At 62.1% G+C, this 21,878-nt stretch carries 24 protein-coding genes; 12 read left to right on the top strand and 12 right to left on the bottom strand.

Features of this window, described 5'->3' with window-relative positions; translation table 11 throughout:
* Window positions 1–4: 4 nt before the first annotated feature.
* The gene (locus RAZWK3B_RS14480) at window positions 5–907 is read right to left on the bottom strand and encodes a DMT family transporter (RefSeq protein WP_007816412.1); all 903 of its coding nucleotides are present in this window, start codon (window positions 905–907) and stop codon (window positions 5–7) included.
* A gap of 65 nt (window positions 908–972) precedes the next feature.
* Window positions 973–1,590, bottom strand: a complete 618-nt coding sequence (locus tag RAZWK3B_RS14475) for a DUF2585 family protein (protein ID WP_232279544.1) — start codon at window positions 1,588–1,590, stop codon at window positions 973–975.
* On the opposite strand from RAZWK3B_RS14475, the gene RAZWK3B_RS14470 reads away from it, so the two are divergent.
* The 5 genes from RAZWK3B_RS14470 (at window position 1,589) to RAZWK3B_RS14450 (ending at window position 5,870) form a co-directional block, all read left to right on the top strand.
* Window positions 1,589–1,807, top strand: coding sequence for a hypothetical protein (locus RAZWK3B_RS14470; RefSeq protein WP_007816408.1), 219 nt, complete (start codon window positions 1,589–1,591; stop codon window positions 1,805–1,807). The genes RAZWK3B_RS14475 and RAZWK3B_RS14470 overlap by 2 nt on opposite strands.
* A 90-nt stretch (window positions 1,808–1,897) precedes the next feature.
* Entirely contained in the window at window positions 1,898–2,668 is a 771-nt protein-coding gene (locus RAZWK3B_RS14465) for an aldolase/citrate lyase family protein (RefSeq protein WP_007816407.1), read from the top strand.
* Window positions 2,669–2,793: 125 nt separating this feature from the next.
* A complete protein-coding gene (locus tag RAZWK3B_RS14460) occupies window positions 2,794–3,246 on the top strand; it encodes a hypothetical protein (protein WP_007816405.1) in 453 nt (150 codons plus the stop codon).
* 104 nt (window positions 3,247–3,350) lie between these two features.
* A complete protein-coding gene (parE, locus tag RAZWK3B_RS14455) occupies window positions 3,351–5,309 on the top strand; it encodes a DNA topoisomerase IV subunit B (protein WP_007816403.1) in 1,959 nt (652 codons plus the stop codon).
* Window positions 5,310–5,312: 3 nt separating this feature from the next.
* The gene (locus RAZWK3B_RS14450; RefSeq protein ID WP_007816400.1) at window positions 5,313–5,870 is read left to right on the top strand and encodes a hypothetical protein; all 558 of its coding nucleotides are present in this window, start codon (window positions 5,313–5,315) and stop codon (window positions 5,868–5,870) included.
* Between the two features lie 182 nt (window positions 5,871–6,052).
* Here the strand turns inward: RAZWK3B_RS14450 and RAZWK3B_RS14445 are convergent, their stop codons facing one another.
* The gene (locus RAZWK3B_RS14445; RefSeq protein WP_007816398.1) at window positions 6,053–6,256 is read right to left on the bottom strand and encodes a hypothetical protein; all 204 of its coding nucleotides are present in this window, start codon (window positions 6,254–6,256) and stop codon (window positions 6,053–6,055) included.
* Window positions 6,253–6,531, bottom strand: coding sequence for a hypothetical protein (locus RAZWK3B_RS14440; RefSeq protein WP_157132274.1), 279 nt, complete (start codon window positions 6,529–6,531; stop codon window positions 6,253–6,255). Before RAZWK3B_RS14440 ends, RAZWK3B_RS14445 begins: the two co-directional genes overlap by 4 nt.
* Before the next feature lie 303 nt (window positions 6,532–6,834).
* On the opposite strand from RAZWK3B_RS14440, the gene RAZWK3B_RS14435 reads away from it, so the two are divergent.
* Together RAZWK3B_RS14435 and RAZWK3B_RS14430 are read left to right on the top strand one after the other, a co-directional pair.
* On the top strand, window positions 6,835–7,596 hold the full coding sequence (locus tag RAZWK3B_RS14435; protein WP_007816388.1) for a hypothetical protein: 762 nt from the start codon (window positions 6,835–6,837) through the stop codon (window positions 7,594–7,596).
* A 48-nt stretch (window positions 7,597–7,644) separates the two neighbouring features.
* Window positions 7,645–8,322, top strand: coding sequence for a hypothetical protein (locus RAZWK3B_RS14430; protein WP_007816386.1), 678 nt, complete (start codon window positions 7,645–7,647; stop codon window positions 8,320–8,322).
* 8 nt (window positions 8,323–8,330) lie between these two features.
* Here RAZWK3B_RS14430 and RAZWK3B_RS14425 read toward each other — a convergent pair whose 3' ends face one another.
* Both RAZWK3B_RS14425 and RAZWK3B_RS14420 read right to left on the bottom strand, forming a co-directional pair.
* Window positions 8,331–8,741, bottom strand: coding sequence for a c-type cytochrome (locus RAZWK3B_RS14425; protein WP_007816384.1), 411 nt, complete (start codon window positions 8,739–8,741; stop codon window positions 8,331–8,333).
* A 60-nt stretch (window positions 8,742–8,801) separates the two neighbouring features.
* A complete protein-coding gene (locus tag RAZWK3B_RS14420; protein WP_007816382.1) occupies window positions 8,802–10,376 on the bottom strand; it encodes a lysine--tRNA ligase in 1,575 nt (524 codons plus the stop codon).
* A gap of 120 nt (window positions 10,377–10,496) precedes the next feature.
* Between RAZWK3B_RS14420 and RAZWK3B_RS14415 the strand changes: the two genes are divergently transcribed.
* From RAZWK3B_RS14415 to cueR, 4 genes are all read left to right on the top strand, one after another.
* Window positions 10,497–10,922 carry a tellurite resistance TerB family protein gene (locus tag RAZWK3B_RS14415; protein ID WP_007816380.1) on the top strand — a complete coding sequence of 142 codons (426 nt, stop codon included), beginning with the start codon at window positions 10,497–10,499 and terminating at the stop codon, window positions 10,920–10,922.
* The gene (locus RAZWK3B_RS14410) at window positions 10,922–11,338 is read left to right on the top strand and encodes a L,D-transpeptidase (RefSeq protein WP_007816378.1); all 417 of its coding nucleotides are present in this window, start codon (window positions 10,922–10,924) and stop codon (window positions 11,336–11,338) included. Before RAZWK3B_RS14415 ends, RAZWK3B_RS14410 begins: the two co-directional genes overlap by 1 nt.
* Window positions 11,339–11,417: 79 nt before the next feature.
* Complete coding sequence (locus RAZWK3B_RS14405) at window positions 11,418–13,922, top strand: heavy metal translocating P-type ATPase (protein ID WP_007816376.1); 2,505 nt, start codon at window positions 11,418–11,420, stop codon at window positions 13,920–13,922.
* Window positions 13,923–13,930: 8 nt separating this feature from the next.
* Entirely contained in the window at window positions 13,931–14,317 is a 387-nt protein-coding gene (gene cueR / locus RAZWK3B_RS14400; protein ID WP_007816374.1) for a Cu(I)-responsive transcriptional regulator, read from the top strand.
* A 76-nt stretch (window positions 14,318–14,393) separates the two neighbouring features.
* On the opposite strand, the gene RAZWK3B_RS14395 is transcribed toward cueR, so the two are convergent.
* The 6 genes from RAZWK3B_RS14395 to ectA all read right to left on the bottom strand — a co-directional run bounded on the left by RAZWK3B_RS14395 (window position 14,394) and on the right by ectA (window position 21,146).
* A complete protein-coding gene (locus RAZWK3B_RS14395) occupies window positions 14,394–15,584 on the bottom strand; it encodes a cytochrome P450 (protein WP_007816373.1) in 1,191 nt (396 codons plus the stop codon).
* A gap of 193 nt (window positions 15,585–15,777) precedes the next feature.
* Window positions 15,778–17,112 (bottom strand): NAD(P)H-dependent oxidoreductase, encoded by a 1,335-nt coding sequence (locus RAZWK3B_RS14390; protein ID WP_007816370.1) that lies wholly within the window; start codon window positions 17,110–17,112, stop codon window positions 15,778–15,780.
* A 281-nt stretch (window positions 17,113–17,393) separates the two neighbouring features.
* On the bottom strand, window positions 17,394–18,833 hold the full coding sequence (locus RAZWK3B_RS14385) for an aspartate kinase (protein WP_007816368.1): 1,440 nt from the start codon (window positions 18,831–18,833) through the stop codon (window positions 17,394–17,396).
* 42 nt (window positions 18,834–18,875) lie between these two features.
* A complete protein-coding gene (locus tag RAZWK3B_RS14380; RefSeq protein ID WP_007816367.1) occupies window positions 18,876–19,268 on the bottom strand; it encodes an ectoine synthase in 393 nt (130 codons plus the stop codon).
* Window positions 19,269–19,275: 7 nt separating this feature from the next.
* On the bottom strand, window positions 19,276–20,568 hold the full coding sequence (gene ectB / locus RAZWK3B_RS14375) for a diaminobutyrate--2-oxoglutarate transaminase (protein WP_083799174.1): 1,293 nt from the start codon (window positions 20,566–20,568) through the stop codon (window positions 19,276–19,278).
* Between the two features lie 47 nt (window positions 20,569–20,615).
* On the bottom strand, window positions 20,616–21,146 hold the full coding sequence (gene ectA, locus RAZWK3B_RS14370; protein WP_007816365.1) for a diaminobutyrate acetyltransferase: 531 nt from the start codon (window positions 21,144–21,146) through the stop codon (window positions 20,616–20,618).
* Between the two features lie 233 nt (window positions 21,147–21,379).
* Here ectA and RAZWK3B_RS14365 point away from each other — a divergent pair, with 233 nt between their 5' ends.
* On the top strand, window positions 21,380–21,856 hold the full coding sequence (locus RAZWK3B_RS14365; RefSeq protein ID WP_037295970.1) for a MarR family winged helix-turn-helix transcriptional regulator: 477 nt from the start codon (window positions 21,380–21,382) through the stop codon (window positions 21,854–21,856).
* Window positions 21,857–21,878: the final 22 nt, after the last annotated feature.

Genomic DNA, 21,878 nt, shown 5'->3' with positions numbered 1-21,878 from the left:
CGTCTTAGGGCACAGGCGGCCCGACACGCGGCTGAGGCGCGTTGCGCATTCGGTGGCGGGCCCGCAGCGCCCAGAGGTTCGAGGCAAAGAGCACACCGATCACCACCACGCCCCCTGCCAACGCCCATGGCCCCGGATCCTCGCCGATCACCGCCCAGACCAAGAGCGGCGCCAGAACAGACTCGAGCAGGATCAGTAGCGCCACCTCGGCCGAGCCGATATAGCGCGGCCCGAGCGTCAGAAGACAGGTGGACACGGTGATGAACGCCCCATGCCCCAGCAGGAGATGCCATTGCTCGGCAACCGGCGCCACCGGATCGGCCAAGGGCCAGATCAGCACGGACGCCCCAAGATAGGCCAGCGGTATCGCCGGGATCATCGACGTCGCCTTGAGCTTGCGCGCCGTCGTCATGGCGCCCGCGAAACTGGCCGAGACGCCAAGCGCCACCAGATCCCCTTGCCATGACGCCCCTTCCGTCTCGCCCGATCCCCAGGCGATGATGCCAAGGCCCACGAACACGCCCGCCATGGTCAGCACCATGCGCTTGCTGATCGCCTCGCCCAGAAAGATCCGGCTGAAGATCGCCGCGAATACCGGCATCGAGGCGATGATGAACACCACATTGGCCACGCTGGTCCATTTCACCGCCAGCACGAAACCCGGCGCCGTGGCCCCGATCAGTACCGTATAAAGCAGCCCCGGAAGGCCGGTGCGCGCCACTTCGCGGAACCCGCGCAGGCCCATGACCGCAATCACCCCCAGAAGGATGAACGACCCCGAGGTCAACCCGCGCCAGAAGGTGATCGTGGGGGCGGAAGCGTCGATCAGCCGGATAAAGAGTGAATCCGGCACCACGAAAAGCACGCCGATCGCCGTGATGAGAAGGCCTTTGACTTGATCGTTCATACCCAAGCTCTGGGTGGTTTCACGGCGAAAGTAAAGCCCCTCGCCAAGCCCTGAGCGCCGCGTGCCTACCCCGCCTGCTGCCACTCCAGCACCACATCGAGCGGCCAGACGAACATCAGGATGTTGAGCGCCAGACCGTCGCGGATGACAAGCGCGGTCAGAATTTCGAACCCCACCACCAGCAGGACGCAGGCCCAGACCGGCAGCACCCGCGCCAGTCCAAACCCCAACAGCATGACCGCGATATCCGACAGCGAATTGACCACGCTGTCGCCGATATAGTCGCCCGACACGGTATTGGCCCGATAATAGCCGATCACCGCATCGGTGTTTTCCACAAGCTCCCAGGCACATTCCAAAGCCGTCGCCAGCACCAGCCGCCAGCCCACCGAAAGCCGCGGCAGAACCGCCCAAAGCCCGGCATAAAACAACAGCCCATGCAGCAGGTGGCTGGGCGTATACCAGTCGGCCAGTTGCATATTGGCCTCGGCACTGCCCACCGCCCCCCACAGATCTATATGCCCACAAGGGCAGATCATCACCCGACCCATCGCCAGAAGGCATATGGCAGTGGTCAGGATCATCATCCCTGTGACAAGATAGGGCAGGCGGGCGTCGCGGATCATGCCACCAGCACAGCACAGCGTCCCGCAGCTGTCCACGCGATAAAGGAGCCATCGCATGAGCAAATACGGACCCGGTCCCGGCGAGCTGAAATTCCGTCTGGCCGTGGGCATTCTCGGACTGCTCGGGCTTGTCGGGGTGGTGGCCTGGCGCGGCATGCCCACCGGGCCCGCGTTTTTCGAGATCATCCTGATCGGCGGCGCGTTTTTCGGCGGCACGGCGGTGCTAAGCTACCGGGCGCTGCGCCGGCTTGACCGCGAGGATAGCGACGCCTGAGACCGGCGGCGCATGTCGCGGGCCGCGAAACGCTTTCACCTTGCCCCGCTGCCGGTCTAATCTCGGGCCAAATCACGCAGGAGACAGCCCATGCCCGCCCCCGAAAACCGCTTCAAATCCGCACTGGCACGCGGCGACATGCTCTATGGATGCTGGGCGGGCTTTGCCGATGCCTATGCCACGGAAATGCTGGCCACAGCCGGGTTCGACTGGCTGGTAATCGACGGCGAACATGCGCCCAACGATCTGCCCAGCATCATGCGCCAGCTGCAGGTGCTCGAAACCCGCCACAGCGCGCCCGTGGTGCGCCTTCCCATGGGCGAGGCTTGGGCGATCAAGCAGGTGCTCGACGCGGGCGCGCAGACCCTGCTCATCCCGATGGTCGACAGCGCCGATCAGGCGCGCGCGCTGGTGCGCGCCACCCGCTACCCCCCCGAGGGCATCCGGGGGTCGGGCGCGGCGCTGGCGCGGGCCACGCAGTTCTCGGCCATCCCTGACTACATCTCGACCGCCAACGCACAGATCTGCCTGCTGGTGCAGGTGGAAACCCGCGCCGGGATCGACGCACTGGACGACATCCTCAAGGTGGAGGGCGTGGACGGCGTGTTCATCGGTCCCTCCGATCTGGCCGCCGATATGGGGTATCTGGGCGACAGCGATCAGCCGCAGGTCCGCGCCGTGATCCGCGACGCGCTGGCGCGCATCGCCGCCTCCGACAAGGCCGCGGGCATCCTGTCGCTCGACCATGACACCGCGCTCAGCTATCGCGACTGGGGCGCGCAGTTCCTCGCCGTGGGGATCGACGTGGTGATGCTGGCCCAGACCGCCCGCGCCACCATGGCCCGCTGGCGCGATGGCTGATCTGCACCTGCTGGAGTGCTCTTCCACAGGTTCCATCCGCGACGAGGCAGGAATTGTCACGGTTGACGCGTGATGGGCCAATCATGCACTCTCCCGACCGAGGACGTGTTTTAAAGGTTATCGGAATGAACAACAGGAATGATTGCCGCGACCGTTTCGAAGTCTATCGCGATTACGTCAAGCATGAAGACAATTTGATCAACAATCGCATGACGTGGTTGGTCCTCTCGCAATCATTCTTCTTCACCTCCTTTGCGCTGGCTGTCGGTCGTCTCTCGGACAGTGATCCTGTCGCCGCCGAAAAGATCTATATATTCCTGAACACAATCGCCTGGCTCGGCATTGCGGTCGGCTTGGCCACCTGTGGCGCAGTTCTGGCGGCGCTTAATTCTATCGATGGCTTGCGCAGCCGATGGGACATCTTGCGCACTGATGACAACGTATTCGTCAACGACAAAACCCTTCCCGAACTCACAGGCGGCGGCAAGTTGTTCGCTTCGGTATTCGGTTTCTTCTTGCCAATCGTGGTACCGCTGATCTTTGCCGTTACATGGGGCTATCTGCTGGTCGCCCTCTAATACGTCTGTTTTGTTCAAATCGTCCCGTCAGGGAACAGATCGCCTTCCCCCGCCCCGGCGCCTCTGGCATACTGTGCGACAACCACAAAAATGAGCAGCACCCCATGGCCGACGATCTTCTCTCCGCCACCGACAGTTCCGACTACGACGCCTCCTCGATCGAGGTGCTCGAAGGGCTGGAACCCGTCCGCAAACGCCCCGGCATGTATATCGGCGGCACCGACGAGCGTGCGCTGCATCACCTTGTGGCGGAAATCCTCGACAACTCCATGGACGAGGCCGTCGCCGGCCATGCCAACCGGATCGAGGTGGAACTTCACGAGGATTACGCGCTCACCGTGCGCGACAATGGCCGCGGCATCCCGATCGACCCGCACCCCAAGTTTCCCGACAAATCCGCGCTCGAGGTGATCCTGTGCACCCTGCATGCCGGCGGCAAGTTCGGCGGCAAGGCCTATCAGACCTCCGGTGGCCTGCATGGCGTGGGCGCTTCGGTGGTCAACGCGCTGTCGGATTCCATGGTGGTACAGGTGGCCCGCAACAAAGAGCTTTACGAACAGCGCTTTTCGCGTGGCGTGCCGCTTGGCCCGATCCAGAAGATCGGACAGGCCCCCAACCGGCGCGGCACCACGATCACCTTTCACGCCGATGAACAGATCTTCGGCTCGCACCGGTTCAAGCCCGCGCGGCTCTTCAATTCGATCCGCTCCAAGGCCTATCTTTTCTCGGGCGTCGAGATCCGCTGGAAATCCGCGATCACCGATGGCGACACCCCCACCGAAGCCACGTTCCATTTCCCCGGCGGCCTGTCGGATTACCTTCGCGAAACCATGAACGGCGCCTCCACCTATGCCGACCAGCCCTTTGCCGGCACCGTCGATTTTCAGGAACGCTTCGGCATGCCCGGCAAGGTGGAATGGGCGATCAACTGGACGCCCTCGCGCGACGGCTCGCTGCAAAGCTACTGCAACACCGTTCCCACCCCCGAAGGCGGCACCCATGTGGCCGGGTTCTGGGCCGCGATCCTCAAGGGGATCAAGGGCTATGGCGAGCTGGTGAACAACCGCAAGGCCACCAACATCACCCGCGAGGATCTGATGGCGGGGGGCTGCGCGCTTGTGTCGTGCTTCATCCGCGAGCCGGAATTCGTGGGCCAGACCAAGGACCGTCTTGCCACCACCGAGGCACAGCGGCTGGTGGAAAACGCCGTGCGCGACCATTTCGACAACTGGCTCGCCGCCGATACGAAATCCGCAGGCGCAATCCTCGATTTTCTGGTGCTGCGCGCCGAAGAACGGCTGCGCCGCCGTCAGGAAAAGGAAACGCAGCGCAAGACCGCCACCAAGAAACTGCGCCTGCCCGGCAAGCTGGTGGATTGCTCATCGAATGTGCGCGACGGCACCGAGCTGTTCATCGTCGAGGGCGACAGCGCCGGTGGCTCGGCCAAGATGGGCCGCGACCGCAAGACCCAAGCGCTCTTGCCGCTACGCGGCAAGATCCTCAACGTGTTGGGCGCGGCCAGTTCAAAACTCGGCTCCAATCAGGAAATCGCCGATCTGACACAGGCGCTTGGCGTCGGGCTTGGCAGCAAGTTCAACATCGACGATCTGCGCTATGACAAGATCATCATCATGACCGATGCCGATGTCGACGGCGCGCATATCGCCTCGCTCTTGATGACGTTCTTCTTTACCCAGATGCGCCCGATGATCGACGCGGGCCACCTGTATCTCGCCTGCCCGCCGCTCTATCGCCTGACCCAAGGGGCGAAACGCGTCTATTGCCTCGATCAGGCCGAGCGCGACGCCTGGATGAAAAAGGGTCTCGGCGGCAAGGGCAAGATCGACGTGAGCCGCTTCAAGGGCCTGGGCGAAATGGACGCCAAGGACCTCAAGGAAACCACGATGGACCCCAAAACCCGCAAGCTCATCCGCGTCACCATCGACGAGGACGAGCCCGGCGAAACCGGCGATCTGGTGGAACGTCTGATGGGCAAGAAGCCGGAACTGCGGTTCCAGTATATCTCCGAGAACGCTCGGTTCGTGGAGGAGTTGGATGTTTAGGGAATGATTTGGGAAAGCGCTTATTGGAAAGAGCCACTCCTCGAAGCGGCTAGAGTTATCCTTTCACTCTCCCAAGCAACTAAACTCACGGACGACCAAATTGGTTTGATTGAGTACAAAGTACTTACTGGGTTTTTCTCAGTCCGAAAGTTGTTGGAAGCCGGAACTAAGCTCTCACCAGAGACTTACACCTATTCTGTGTCGTTCAAACGCGCCGCAATATTGGATGACGCAAAGAATTCCAATCGAACGCCTGACAAATTTACTCGACACCAAGTTGACCTGTTTTACGATTTTAGCCGGACACATAAGACCATTACTAGCCTCGGTTACTTAGCCAATCAGTTTGTGCACTCGTATATACTTGAAATCCAATATGAGCGCTCAACAGGTTGGTCATTTCTGGTCGCTTCCGACAAAGACAAATCGAAGTTTTGCAATATAGTACAACTCTCCGATATCGCGTCTATTTTCGAAATTGTTGGAAATGATAATCCGTCATCGCTTGAACTGATACGGGGAAAGGATAGCGACTGGATACAGGCTGAAATAAAGAAATAATCTACTTCTCGGAAGCTTAATGCCATTGGTTTGTTATCGTTTATCATTGTCTATGAAATAGCCAAATCGCGCACCAAAGGATGATAAGCGGCAATTAGACAACTTTGTAAGATTGTTTCATGCCTCCACAGGTGCGAAGCGTTGCATCCAACAAACGCTCCGCCCTCCCGGCACCTCACCGCTCACCGCTTCTTGCCGTTCTCCTCGTCGCTCAGCGACCACGCCACCGCCAGCCGCGCCTCGGAATTGGCGCGTTTGACCGAGTCCTGAACCGCCGCGAACAGGAAATTCACCGGCGCAAAGAACATGTCGCGGGCAAAGACGAATTCCGAGTCGAGCAATTGCCAGAAACGCCGTCTGGCCGTGTTTTTCTGACCCGTGCTCATTTGTACTCTCTCCAGATTTCGACCATCAATTTGTAACCCGCCATGACCACCAGAAAAGCAAAGCATACCACGTCTACCGCAAACAGACCATATTCCAGAAAGGTTAAGCCTTTGATAACCGGCGCCGGGACCACGTCGAAAGAGTCCAACCATTTGACGAATTTTCCGATCAAAAGCGCCGCGATCCCGATCAGGACCAAAAAGAAGATCCCCACGGCGATATCCACCAGAAACCTAAGCAGCAGCACCGCTGTTTTCAACCACTCACCCGACACGTCACACCCCTGACCATACTCTTGCGTACTGCACGTGTTCTAGCGCAAAGGTTGACGAAACCGCAAGGTTTTCACCTCGCCCCACCGCACGCCGCGTTAACCCGGCCCGATACCGCCCCAGATACCGACGCGATACCGATCCCGGTTTCTCCCTATTAACCAACGCCTTGCCCCCCGATTCGCACCAAGGTGCGACCAGACGGCCACAGCCCGCGCCTCACTCCGGCCCGGACCACATCTTGGCGCATGGCTCAGGCCCCGTGTCGTGCTATCATGTCAGCGGTAACATTGTATGGACTGACCATGTTGGATCGAATTGCAATTGACGAGTTCCTGACCGACGCCGACATCACCGCGCTCGGCTTCAAGACCCGCAGCCTGTCCGACAGGGCCGTTGCCCTGATCGGCTTCCAGCGCACCAAGACAATCAGCCCCCGCTCCCGCAAGAGCTATATGGCGGGCGATCCGGCGCCCCTTCTGCAAGAGGTGAGCGAGCGCCGCGAGGCGATCCTGACCGGCGCCCTGCGCGAGGCCGCCTGCGAGCACCAGCCCGTCAAGGCGTATCTGAAAGACATTGGTTTAAGACCGAAATCCATGATCGACATCGGCTGTGGACAGGCCATCCCCGACCTGTTTTTCCAGCGCGATTACAAGCCGCGCTTCACCCTGGTGGACATCGAACAGACCGACGACCTCTATCACAACTGGGCCGGTCAGGGCAGCGGCTATGCCAGTCTCGACTGCGCCAAGGCCCTGCTGCATGACAACGGCGCCGCCAAGTCCAAGGTCACCGCGATCAACCCCCTCAAGGACCCCGCCGCGATGGAGGGTCTCAAGGCGGACATGCTCATCAGCTTCTATTCCTGCGGGTTTCATTACCCGGTCGATGATTATGCCGATCTGATGGTCCAGACGATCACCGACGGCGGTGTCGTGTGCCTCGACCTGCGCAAACGCTACCTGCGCCGCCGCCCCGAGCCCCTGGCCCGCGTGCTGGACGCAGGCACCATGACCGAGCTGTTCGAAGACCCCCGATCCTTCCGCGTCGTCCTGCGCGCCGACTGAGGCGCTGCCCTCTCGCGCAGCACAGCCGCCGGTGTTAGGATCTGCCCCATGCGCTGGTTATGTCTTCTGCTGCCCTTGTTTCTCTTGTCCTGCGGTCGTCCCCTGACGCCGACCGAATCCGCTTTCGCCACGCAAATCCACGGCGACAGCATCGACACCTCGCGCATCCGGCTGGTGGATGGCGCGCTGATCGGCAAGGTCACCTATCCGCGCGCCACGCGCCCGCGCCTCACCTGCCGCGAACGTATCCTGCCCGAGCCGACAACCCCGACCGTCACCGTCGCCCCGGCAGCCGTGGTGGTTCACAACAAGGTGTTCTATGCGCGCGATTGGTACGAGCCGGATTTCATGCCGCGCTATCCCGAGTTCATGTCACTGGTACATGCCATGATCTTCGCTCATGAGATGACCCATGTCTGGCAATGGCAGAACCGCCACCTGACCGGCTATTCCCCGCTGCGCGCCGCCAGCGAACACCGCGTCAGCGATGACCCTTACCTCTTCGATATCTCGACCAATCACGATTTCCTGGACTACGGCTTCGAACAGCAGGCCTCCATCGTCGAGGAATATGTCTGCTGCGCCGCACTGGACCCGGATGCACCACGCACCGCCCGCCTGCGCGAGATGCTGGAAGGCACGTTCCCGATAGGAGACATGCCAAAGCCTGCCACCGTGCTGCTCCCGTGGAAGGACGCCGAGGTGAAGGGGATTTGCCGGATCTGAGCCGCGTGTCAGTCCTGAATGCTTTCGAGATAATAGAGCAATGCCGCCAAGGGCCGTGGCGTCGGGGTCAGAACCCCGTCGCCCACATCGACCGGCACGGTCTCCCCCTCCAGAAGAAGGCCGAACTCGGGCATCTCCTGTCCCGGCAGGCCGGTGCGGTCATAGCCGTCGATCACGCTCAGAACGCGGGCACGCGGAAAGGCGCCATTCTCACTCAGCGCCGTGAGATCCGCCGGAGCGGGCGACAGCCCCTCGGCCCACGGGCCGCCCCCCTCGCCAGAAGCCCCGTGGCACTGCGCGCAATTGGCGTCATAGATCGCGCGGCCCTCGGGCGGTTCTGGCATGGAGACTTCGGCACAGGCGACAACAAGCCCGAAAAACCCAAGAAGACCAAGTGAAATCAGCGCGCTACGTGTCATGCGTTTGCCCCTTGTTTCACTTAGCCTAACAAGCGCCCCCCGCCGCCGCAACTGCGCAGATCACGCCAGCTTGCCCGCCAACGCCTCGTCGATCAGCGCGATCGTCTCATCGACCCCGTAAAGCGCGATGAACCCGCCGAAACGCGGCCCCTGGCTGGCACCCAGAAGCACTTCGTAAAGCGCCTTGAACCAGTCGCGCATCGGATCGAACCGCTCGCGCCCGCAGGCAAAGACAAGGCCCTGCAACTCTTCCGCATCGGCCGGCCCGTCCCATGCCTTCAACCCGTCGCGCAGGGCCTCCAGCGCCTCGCGCTCCAGATCGGTGGGCGCGCGATAGGTCTTTTCGGGCTTCACGAAGTCATTGTAATAGCGCACCGCGAATTCGGCGGCGCCATCAAGATCGGCATGGGTCTCGGGCGTGGCCTCGGGCGCATAACGGCGGATGAAGCCCCACAGCGTATCCTTTTCCTCGGCCCCCGCGACCGACGCAAGATTGAGCAGCATCGAGAACGGCACCACCATCCGGCTTTCGGGCACATCGCCGCCATGCACATGGAACACCGGGTTGTTCAATTGCTGCGTCACATCTTGATCGGGATAGGCGCGCAATTGCTGATGATACTCGTCCACCGCCTTGGGGATCACATCGAAATAGAGCCGCTTGGCGGTTTTCGGCTTAAGATACATGAAATACGACAGGCTTTCCGGCGCGGCATAGCGCAGCCATTCTTCCATGCTCAGGCCATTACCCTTCGACTTCGAGATCTTCTGCCCAAGCTCGTCGTTGAACAACTCATAGGACAGCGACTCGGGCGGGAGTTTGCCAAGCGCCTGACAGATCCGGGTGGATTGCCGCACGCTGTCGATCAGATCCTTGCCCGACATCTCGTAATCCACGCCAAGCGCGGCCCACCGCAGCGCCCAGTCGGGCTTCCACTGCATCTTGACATGACCGCCCGTCACCGGAACCTCGACGCGCTCGCCATCGGGCTCTTCATAGACGATGGTGCCTTTCGCGACATTGCGCTCCAGCGTCGGCACCTGCAGCACATGCCCGGTCTTGGGGCTGACCGGCAGGAAGGGCGAATAGGTCTGCTGACGCTCTGCGCCAAGCGTCGGCAGCATGATCTCCATGATCTTGTCGAACCGCTCCAGCGCCACCAACAGCATCTCGTCGAACTTGCCCGAGGTGTAATACTCGGTGGCCGAGGCGAAGTCATACTCGAACCCGAAACTGTCAAGAAACGCACACAGCCTTGCATTGTTGTGCTGCGCGAAACCCTCGTGGGTGCCGAACGGATCGCGCACCTTGGTCAGCGGCAGGTTCAGGTCTTCGCGCATCTGCTCCTGATTGGGAACATTGCCCGGCACCTTGCGCAGCCCGTCCATATCGTCCGAAAAACAAAGCAGCTTGGTGGGAATATCGCTCAGCATCTCGAAGGCGCGGCGCACCATCGTGGTGCGCGCCACCTCTCCGAATGTCCCGATATGCGGCAGGCCCGACGGGCCATAGCCGGTCTGGAACAGCACATATCCCTTTTCCGGCGGCGCCTTTTCATACCGTTTGAGAACGCGGCGGGCTTCTTCAAAAGGCCAGGCTTTCGAATTCATCGCGGCGTCGCGCATCTCGGACATGATAATTTCCTCTGTTAGCCCCGGCGCGGAACGCGACCATGGGTCGCCCGCTTCCTATTGCCGAGGGGCGGGACAGTCAATATTCTGCGCTGCAACACGCCCCTTTGAAAGGCCACCCAAATGCCCGACGCGATCCCCCATCCCATGACCCCTCAGGACTGCCTTGTGGCGGTCATGATCGCGATCTCGGCTTCGGATGAAAACATCCGCACCGCCGAACTGGTCAAGATCGAGTCGGCGGTCAACAATCTGCCGATCTTTGGCGATTACGATGTGGACCGCGTTCAAATCGTGGCCCAGACCGTGTTCGACCTCTTCAGCGAGGAAGACGGGCTTGACGCGCTGTTCGGTCTGGTGCGCGCCAACCTGCCCGAACGGCTTTATGAAACCGCCTATGCGCTGGCCTGCGACGTGGCCGCCGCCGATGGCTCGATCCAGCACACCGAACTGCGCCTGCTCGAAGAAATCCGCTACGAGCTCGAGCTGGATCGCCTCCACGCCGCCGCCATTGAACGCGGTGCGCGCGCGCGCCACATGACGGTGTAATGCTCCGGCAGGCTGCCGCCTTCTTGCTTTTGCTGTGGGGCTGTGCCGCGCATGCCACCGAGCTTTTGGTGCGCATCGACCTGTCGGATCAGGAAATGACGGTGCTGCTCGACCATGCCCCGGCCCATAGCTGGCCCGTATCCACCGCGCGGGCCGGGAAATTCACGCCGACGGGGCTTTACTCGGTGCAGTCCATGGTGCCGATGCACTACTCGACGCTTTATGACAATGCGCCGATGCCGTGGTCGATCTTCTTTTCCGGCAACTTCGCCATTCATGGCACCACCCAGACCGACCAGCTTGGCACGCCCGCCTCTGCCGGCTGCGTCCGCCTGCATCCGGATGAAGCAAGAACGCTCTATGACCTCGTACAGTCTTATGGCGTGGACAAGACGCTGATCGAAATCGTCGACTGAGCTTTCGCGCCGCCAAAAAACCCAGCCCTTGACCTTCCCGTCACTGGAAGCCTTATGTGAAGGTGCGAAGGGAAACACCATGGCACAAGACAAACTCCGCATCGAAGTTCAGAACCTGTCCTGCGCCGGCTGCGCCGGTCGCGCCGAACGCGCGCTGCAGGATGTGCCGGGTGTCTCTGACGTGTCGGTCAATTTTGCGACCGGCACCGCCCAGATGCAGACCCATGGCGCCGATCTGCAGGACATCACCAAGGCCCTGCAGGCCGCCAACTACCCGGCCCGCGAAGCGACGCTGACGCTCGCCGTGTCCGGCATGACCTGTGCCTCCTGCGTGGGCAGGGTCGAAGACGCGCTGCGCGCGCGCCCCGGCGTGCTGGAGGCGTCGGTCAACCTTGCCACCGAACAGGCGCAGGTCCGCTACCTGCCCGGCGCCACCGGTCCCACCGAGCTTGCCCGCGCCGTGACCGAAACCGGGTATCCCGCGCGCCCCGCCGAAGACCTCTCCGACGATCAGGCGACCCGCCGCGCTGCCGAGATCGACCATGCCCGTCGGCTGACCCTTGTCGCGGGCCTCCTGACCCTGCCGGTATTCATTCTTGAAATGGGCGGGCATGTGATCCCGGGCTTTCACACCCTCGTGCATCAGACGATCGGCCACCAAAGCTCGTGGATGATCCAGTTCGCACTGACGACGCTGGTGCTTGTCTGGCCCGGTCGCGGCTTTTTCGCCCGTGGCGTGCCAGCCCTTCTCAAGGGGGCGCCGGACATGAACAGCCTTGTCGCGCTCGGCACCTCGGCGGCATGGGGCTTTTCGACCATCGCCCTCTTTGCCCCCGGCCTCTTGCCCTCGGGCGCGCGCGCCGTCTATTTCGAAGCGGCCGCCGTCATCGTCACCCTGATCCTTCTGGGCCGCTGGCTCGAAGCGCGTGCCAAGGGCCGCACCGGTGCCGCGATCCAGAAACTCATCGGCCTTCAGGCCCATACCGCCCGCGTCGAGCGCAAGGGCAAGGTGACCGAAGTCGCCATAGACACGCTCGGCGTCGGCGATCTCGTCCATGTCCGCCCCGGCGAGAAGATCGCCATCGATGGCGAGATCACCTCGGGCCACAGCCATGTCGATGAAAGCATGATCTCGGGCGAGCCGATCCCGGTCGGCAAGGCCCCCGGCGACAGCGTGATCGGCGGCACGATCAACGGCGAAGGCGCGCTCATCTTCCGCACCACCAAGGTGGGCCGCGACACGATGCTGTCGCAGATCATCTCGATGGTCGAAGAAGCTCAGGGCGCCAAGCTGCCGATCCAGTCGCTCGCGGATCGCGTGGTGCGCATCTTCGTGCCGGCGGTGATCGCCGTGGCGCTGACAGCCATTGCCGCCTGGCTGTTCTTCGGCCCCGATCCCGCGCTGACCTTCGCGTTGGTGGCGGGTGTGTCGGTGCTCATCATCGCCTGCCCCTGCGCCATGGGTCTCGCCACGCCCACCTCGATCATGGTGGGCACCGGGCGCGCGGCGGAACTGGGCGTGCTTTTCCGCAAGGGCGATGCCCTGCAAAAACTGGATGAGGCCAAGGTCGTCGCCTTCGACAAGACCGGCACCCTGACCGAGGGCCGCCCCCGCCTCACCCGGATCGACACCGCCAATGGCCACGCGCAGGACGCGACACTCGCCTTGATCGCCGCCGTCGAAAGCCAGTCCGAACATCCCATCGCCCGCAGCATCGAACAGGCCGCCCGCGACCGTGGCCTGACCCTGCCGCAGGCCCGCCAGGTCAAGGCAATCACCGGCTTCGGTCTGCAGGCACACGTTGACGGCCATGACGTTCTGATCGGCGCCGAACGCCTGATGCGCCGCGAGGGGATCGACACCATGCCCTTGCAAGACGCCCTGTCGCGGATCGCCGCCGACGGCCAAACCCCGGTCTTCGCGGCCATCGACGGGCGGCTTGCCGCCCTTCTCGCCGTGGCCGACCCGGTCAAGCCCACCAGCCGCGCGGTGATCGACAGCCTGCATGCCAGTGGCCTCAAGGTGGCGATGATCACCGGCGACACGCAGGCCACCGCACAGGCCATCGCCGCCGAACTGGGCATCGACCATATCGAGGCCGAAACCCTGCCCGATGGCAAGGTCGCCGCAATCGACACGCTGCGCGCGCGCTTCGGCAGTGTGGCTTTCGTCGGCGACGGCATCAACGACGCCCCGGCCCTCGCCGCCGCCGATACCGGCATCGCCGTCGGCAGCGGCACCGATGTCGCGATCGAGGCCGCTGACATCGTGCTGATCTCTGGCGACCTGTCGGGCGTGGTCAACGCGCTGCACCTGTCGCGGGCCACCATGCGCAACATCCGCCAGAACCTGTTCTGGGCCTTCGCCTATAACACCGCGCTCATTCCGGTCGCCGCCGGGGCGCTCTATCCCGTCGCCGGTCTCATGCTGTCACCGATGCTGGCCGCAGGCGCCATGGCCCTCAGCTCGGTCTTCGTGCTGTCGAACGCGCTGCGTCTGCGCCGCGTCGGCGCTGCCATGGACCGCCCCGGCGCCTCGCATCCGCCCACACCATCGACACAGCCCATGCCCTTGCATCAATGAGGTCCGCCATGAATATCGGGGATATCGCCCAACGCACCGGCCTGCCCGCCAAGACCATCCGCTATTACGAGGAAATCGGCCTTGTCACCCCCCATCGCGAAGCCAATGGCTACCGTGTCTTCGACGACAAGGACATGCACCGCCTGACCTTTCTGGCGCGGGCCCGTGCGCTCGGCTTCCCGATCGAGGAGTGTCGCACGCTCCTTGCCCTCTACAAGGACGACACCCGCGCCAGCGCCGATGTCAAGCGCATCGCCCAGGATCACCTTGCCCAGATCGAGGACAAGATCCTGCAGCTTCAATCCATGCGCGACACGCTCACCCATCTGGTCCGAGAATGCGCCGGCGACAACCGCCCCGATTGCCCCATCCTCAAGGATCTCGCCAAGGGCTGAGCGTGCACATCCGGTCACGAGGCCGGCACGTCAGGGCCTGACGAGTACCCGCCCACATCCCCGGCATGGGCGGCCCTTACTCAACCAGACTGTAGCGTATGGGAAGCCGCACAGCACCCGTATTGCCACTATCGGGAAGCCATTCCGGCTCTGAACCATACGTCACCGTCTTGAATGTCCGCCGCAATGCGCGCAGAGCCTCGGCCATATCGGTGCGCGCCACGAAATGCCCGATGCAATGATGCGCGCCGCCGCCGAACCCGAAATGCAGCTTGCGCTTGGCGGTGATGTCGAAGCCGGGATCGTCACAGACCAGAGGATCGCGGGCCGAGGCATGGACCAGCAGATGCAGCACCGTGCCCGCCTTGATCTTCTGCCCGTTCACCTCGACATCCTCCACCGCCTCGCGCGTCGCCCATGTGGTGGTGGGCCGGGCGCGGATGAATTCCTCGATCGCCGCCGGGATCAGCCCCTCATCCTCGCGTAACGCCTGCCATTGCGCAGGGTTCTCGATGAACAGCGACAGCCCAAGCCCCAGAAGCGCCCGCGTCGTATCGACCCCGCCAAAGATCGAAATCACGATGGTGTTCAGCAGCTCCTCATGGGTGCAATCGCCATTGGCATCGAATTCCGCCACCATCCGCGCCACATAGCTTGCGTCATCCTCGCCGCGCCGCACCCGTGTCACCAGCTGATCGGCCAATTGAAACAGCGTCTCGCAGGCCGCGTTGAACCGGGCTTCATGGCGCTTGGCCTCGATCCCCATCGCCAGCCCCAGATCGGCGGCATTATGTGCCACCAGTGGCCAGGCCTCGCGCTCCATACCCAGAAGCGTGGTGATCGCCTGACCCGCGAACGGCGTGCAGAACGCCTCCTGAAATTCGCAGCTCTCGGTCTCGCGCAGCGTCGCGCACAGATCCTCGGCGATGCGATCGAACGCCGGGATCAGGCTTTCGACATAGCCCTCCGACAGCGCCGGCACCGCCAGCGCGCGCAGCCGCTTGTGATCCTCGCCCTCGCGCCCGATCACCGACTGCCGCCAGAACTCCGCGAACCGCCCCTCGATCCCCACGGTCGCGGGCCAATTGTGACTGCCTTGCCGAAACCGCCGGTCGCGCAGGATGCGCCCCACCTCCGTGTAGCGCAGCACCGCCAGCCCATAAGGCGTGCGCGCGCACCAATGCGCCTCCCTCGCCGCCACGACTTCGGGTCCCCGTGTCGAGAGGGCAGGATCGCTCAGATCCAGATAGGGCAAGCCGTCGGTCATGACGTATCCTCGTTCAACACACCGCGCTCGAACGTATCACGCTCTCCCCGGTCTACATAGCCGCGGATCAGCTTGGCCTGATCTCTTCCCTTGGCCGCCACAGACAAAAATTCAGTTGGGACAGTGAAAATCGGCAGAGCGGACAAAGCCGCTTTTCATCCAGCAACATACCTTCCACGACATGGGTTTTCCCCTAAACCATCGCCTCGCATTCGCGGCGCAGTTTCACGGCGTTCAGGCTTTCGTCGATTTCAACGTCGTCATAGGTCAGGATCGTATCGACTGGCACATCGCGCAGCAGCTTGATGTCGCCCGTCAGGCCCAGGGGCAAAGCCCGCATCGGCACTGAAATTCGTGTCGGGCGCAATTGACCCGCGACACAGTAGCCGCCTTCGCCGTCCAGCATCTCGCCCGCTTTCAGGTCCCTCTTTGCCACGGCCACCACGTCCGAGCGGAACTCCTTGCTGGTGCCGGTCGCTTCTTTGCGGATGCCGACCGAGCCGACGGACAGACCCAATTCCAAACCGATCAGGTGAAAGCGTTTGAAGTTGCAATAATAAAGCCCGCTGTCATCGGTCGAGACCATGTATTCCTCAAAGCAGTTCTTCACATAGTCCGAGGTCGCCTTGACCACCACCCAGACACCCTGCCGGATGTCATTGGGGATCATGGTGCCGTCTTCTGCAAAGCTCGAGACCACTTCGACCATGCCAGCCTCTTCCAACACGCCGCCCTCACTTCGGGGCCGCATCAGGGTGGCGATATCGTCGATCGCGCCGGGCGGATAGCTCAGACCATGGGTGGGCGCATTCAGCCCGGTGGCGTTGGAAATCGCGGCACTTTCGATGGCGGGTTTGGTGCCGTCCAGAAAGCTATTGAACATCTTGGGGTTCAGCCGTCCGCGCTCGGCCTGTTCCGGGGTCACGCCCCAGAAGTCCCAGATCGTGTCGGGGGTGGAAAAACGGTATTCGGGTTTCCACTTGTGGCCCCGTCCCGCGGCAGCGACCTCGAAACCGCAGGTGCGGGCCCAATCGACCAACTCCACCGTCATGGCGGGCTGATCGCCGTAGGCCTGGCTATAGATCACGCCCGCCGCCTCGGCCCTTGCCACAAGGGCCGCGCCACAGACGGCATCGGCCTCCACCGTGGCCGAGATGACGTGTTTGCCCGCCGCGAAAGCCGCAAGGGCGTGGTCGACTGCGATCACCGGGTTGCCGGTACATTCGACAACGATCTCGACGCCGGGATGGTCGATCATCGCCATCGCATCTTCGCCCACATGGGTTGTGCCGGACTGAAGCGCTGCGTCCAGGGACGCGGCCTCGATCTGTTCTGCGGACCATCCGGCATAGACCATGTTGGATTTGGCGACATCAATCCGCAAATCGGCAACGCCGACCACATGAACACCGGGAATGCGCAAGGCCTGTGCCAGAAACATCGTGCCGAACTTTCCCGCCCCGACGACGCCGACGCGGACGGGCATGTTCTGTTCTTCGCGTTCCTGAAGCTGTTGGTAAAGGCCCATGGTCGTCTCCCTTTGGTGGTGCAATCCGTTGAGCTTCAGTGACACCGAAATCCGGGGGAATGTAAACAACAAGGTCGCTCGTGCCGCGCCGGTCAATTTGGCCTAAGCTCCACCATTCTCCGCACCCCAGAAAGCCAAACAGCCTGAACGCAGCATGCCTCCCCTATCAGCAACTGTCCCCATGCTGAGAACTGTCCTCATCCCATGAAAAAGCCCCGCCGGACCAAGGGAAGGCCGGACGGGGCAAGTCGCTGAATTTTATGGGTTTATGTCGCCGCCTTTCAGGCGGCTTTCTTCTTCGGCTTCAGCTCCGCCACCTCGGCAGCGGGCAGGAGCGCGCCGTGCAGCGCACCGATTGAAGCCGCCAGCGATTCTCTGGGAACAACGAATTGCACATCGACCGAGCGGGTCGTTTGATGCGCGGCCAGCACCTCGACACCGTCCTCCGCCAGCGCCTTGAGCCCCTCGCCCAGCACGTTCAATCCCGACAGATCGCGCCCGATCACCGCGGCGATGGCCAGCGGCTGGATCGTCAACTCGGCGCTTGGATAGACCTTGTTCAGATCCCTTTCGACCTTGCGCAACTCGCGCAGGGGCGCATCCACGTAATGCGTGATCGTGTTGGCGTTCGAGGTTTTCGAGACGATCCGGATCCCGTGCCGCGTCAGCAATTCGAGGATCTTGGCGTCATAGCCCTTCACGCCAACCATATCCTGTTCGAACAACTCCAGCGCATGCGCTTCAAGTCCGGTGACGATCTCGGCGCCCGGCGTGCCGGCGGGCTGATCGTCGATCAGCGTGCCGGGATCATGCGGCTCGAACGCGTTGGTCACCCGCAGCGCGACATCCGCCTGACGCAGGGTCTTGGCGGCCTTGGGGTGGATCGCCTCCATCCCCATGTTCGACAGCTGATCGGCCACGTCGTAATTCGTGTGGCCCAGCTTGCGCACCTTGCCCTTGACCAGCTTCGGATCGGCCGAGGACAGGTGGAACTCCTTGTGAATGATCGCCTCATGCGCGCCGGTCAGCGCCGCGATCCGGCTGAACGTCACCTCGGAATAGCCGCGATCGAACTCGGCCATCAGCCCTTCGCGGCATTGCGCATAGCCGGTGACGATGGGCAGCTCTTCGGTTACGTCCACATCGTCCAACCCGTCGTGGATGCGCTCATCCAGCGTCATTTCCCGCTCGTCGCGCCAGCCCGACAGATCGACGAACCGCGCATTGATGCCCGCCCGGCGCAGCGCCAGCGTGGCCACATAGGCCGAATGCGCCTCGCCCAGACCCGACAGCAATTCGCGCGTCAGCATCATGTGCTGGCTCAGACGGAAATGCCCGTAGGAACACAGGCGCTGCAAATCGATCAGGCAGTTGCGTGCGCCTTCCACACGGTCACGCACGAAATCATCCGCATCGCTTAGATCGGCGGGATTGCCCAGAACCGCGCCATGCGCCTCGCGCATGCCCTTCGCGACACCGGACAGCGCATCGAGCCAGCCGTGATCGTCCTCGTCATTGGCAAAGCGCGCATAGACACCCGCCTCTCCGGATTTCTTGTGCTCCAGCAGCAGATCGGTAATGCCGCCAAAGGCCGAAACAACGAACATCCGGTTGTAGATTTTCGTGGGATCGTCGCGCTGGAACAGCGTTCCGATCAATTCGTCCAGCCGCGACATCGATGTGCCGCCGATCTTTTCGACTGTATGGGTCGATTGGGTCATCTTTGCTCACCCCCGGGCTTGCGCCCAGGGGCGCCTCTGAGTTCAGGATACGTCTTCGGGCGCCGCGTAAGAGCCGTCCTCGCGGTGCACTTCCCGACCGGTCACCGGCGGGTTGAACACGCAAGCCATCACCAGCTCTTCTTCGGCGCGCAGCGTGTGGCGGTCATGCTCGTTCAGGGCATACATGGTGCCCGGCTTGATCTGATGGGTCTCCCCCGTCTTCAGATCGGTGATCGAGCCTTTGCCCTGCACGCAATACACGCTTTCGAAGTGGTTCTTGTATTCGAACGTGTGTTCGCTGCCCGCTTCCAGGAACGTGATGTGAAACGAAAACCCCATTCCATCATCGGCCAGCAGCATCCTCACGGATGTCCAGCGCGCATCGGAAACCGAGTTTCCGGCCTTCACCACATCATCGAAATGTCTGACGATCATCTTGTTGTCACTCCGCTGCGATCTTGTTTTGCACCGTCGCATTTCGGGCGGCATCCAGCAGGATGTCCAGTCCCTTGCGCAACGTCTCTTCGGGGATGGTCAGCGGTGCCAGCACCTTGACCACTTCATCTTCGGCGCCCGATGTCTCGATAATCAGGCCGTTGTCGAAGGCGCGCGCACAGATATCGCCCGCCAACTCGCCCGAGCCTACATCGACACCCTGCATCATGCCACGTCCTTTCAGACGCGCACCCGGCACCTCATCGGCAATCGCCTGCAGCCCAGCCGTCAGGATCGCCGACTTGTGCTGCACCTCGTTCTGGAACGTATCATCGGCCCAGAACTTCTCGAGCGCGACGCGCCCGGTGACAAAGGCATGGGTATTGCCACGGAACGTGCCGTTATGCTCGGCGGGCTTCCAGATGTCATGCTCGCGCTTGATGAGCAACGCGGCGAACGGCAGGCCGAAGCCCGACAACGATTTCGCCTGTGTCACCATATCCGGCTCGATCCCGGCGCTTTCAAAGGCGAAATAGGTGCCCGTGCGCCCGCACCCCGACTGGATGTCATCGACGATGAGCAGCGCGCCCAGCTTCTTGGCCAGACGGGCGACACCCTGCATCCATTCATCGGATGCGGCATTCAGCCCGCCTTCGCCCTGCACCGGCTCAAAGATGAACGCCGCAGGCGCATCGACACCCGATGACGGGTTGTCGAACATCATTTCCATCTGGCGCAGCGTGTCCATCTCGTCGCCAAAGGCGCCATCGAACGGCATCCGCGTCACGCCACACAGCGATCCACAGCCCGCACCGGCCCGCTTGCCCGCATTACCGGTCAGCGACAGCGCGCCCATGGTCATGCCGTGAAAGCCGTTGGTGAAAGCCACGATATTGCGGCGTCCCGTGACCTTGCGCGCCAGCTTCATCGCCGCTTCCACGGCGTTCGTGCCGGTCGGCCCGGTCATCATCACCTTATAGTCCATACCCCGCGGCTTGAGGATATTCTCCTCATAGGCCTCCAGGAACCGGGCCTTTTCCTGCGTATACATATCCAGCCCATGCGCGATCCCGTCACCGGCGATATGCGCAACCAGCGCCTCTTTCATGTCCGGATCGTTATGCCCGTAATTCAAGGACGAGCACCCGGCCAGAAAGTCGATATAGGTGGTGCCGTCGGCGGCGGTCATTTCGGCGCCCTTGGCCTTGGTGAATACCGTCTCGAAGCTGCGGCAATAGCTGCGCGCTTCCGATTCACGGCGTGTAAAGATTTCAAACTCGGCTGACATGTCAGTCGGCATGGCGTTTCCTTTATGTCTGGTGGGTTGAAGGCTGGCGCAGGCCGCGATCAGGCGGCGCGCTTCAGCGCTTCGGCGAAGTCGATCGTGACCATATGCTCGGTGGCATGGCGTCCGTCGAAATGGTCCTCGCGGGTGTAATGCGGCTGGCTCTTCAGCTTGCCGCCGATTGCCTTCGAGAATTTCCCGAACAGCGCCCACGACGCATCATTGCTCAGCGTGATCGTGGTCTGCAGACGGTTGACCGTCTCGCATTCCTCGCGATCGGTCAGCGTCTTCAGCATCCGCGAACCAAGCCCTTGGCCGCGCGCCTGCTCAGACACGGCAACTTGCCACACGAACAGCGTCTCCTCGTCCGACGGCATCACATAGGCCGAGATCCAGCCCACCGGCACGCCGTCCATCTCTGCAAGGATACAGGTGTCGCGGAAATGGTCGCACTGGATCAGATTGCAATACATCGAATTCTCATCCAGCGGATGACAGGACGCGATCAACTCCCAGATCGCCGCCCCATCCTCACGGCATGGCTTGCGGAACGTGATCTTCGGTTTTTGTTTCGATCCTTCGATTGTATGCACGGCTCTGATCCCTTGTTGTTAGCATGACTAAGTATATTCACGCCGCATCTATTTTCAAGTGTCTAAGTATTTTTATGCGCCATACGCGGAAATTTGCGCATATTGAACTGAAAACCCCTTAGCCTTATATAGGATGCATGGTACAAACAGTTAGAAAAATGAACCAAACGACGTCACGGATTGCGCATCTGGGTAAAAAAAGTAATCTGTCCCGGCCCCTCACGGAGATCGATGTGGACCGGACAGATATCAGCCTCATCGCCCTGCGCCGCATCCTGCGCGCCACCGAAATGTATTCGCGCGATCTCGCACGCGAGGCGGGCCTGACCGCGGTGCAGCTGCGCGTGCTGCAGATCGTGTCGGAAAAAGGCTACGCAACGCCCACCGAGCTTTCGCAGCGTATGGGCGTGACGCAGGCCACGATTTCGGTGCTCATCAAGAAACTGGAATCAAAGGGCCTACTGACGCGGCAGCAATCCGAACAGGATCGCCGCCAGACCCGGCTTGGCATCACCCCCGAAGGCATCGCCAAGGTGCGCGCCGCCCCCGATGCGCTGCAACAGCGCTACGTCAAGCAGTTCGAGGCGCTCGACGATTGGGAACAGGCGATGATCGTCGCCGTTCTGGAGCGTGTATCAACCATGCTCGACGCCAAGGATATCGACGCCTCCCCAGTGCTGGCCGTGGGAGATATCGACCGCTCCCACTGACCGGCTGACCGCGCAGCGCGCC

This window comes from Roseobacter sp. AzwK-3b, from assembly GCF_000170875.1.
GTDB classification, from domain to species: Bacteria; Pseudomonadota; Alphaproteobacteria; order Rhodobacterales; family Rhodobacteraceae; genus Roseovarius; species Roseovarius litoreus.
Note: the sequence above shows the minus strand (reverse complement) of the source record. Positions and strands in the feature narration are given on the sequence as shown.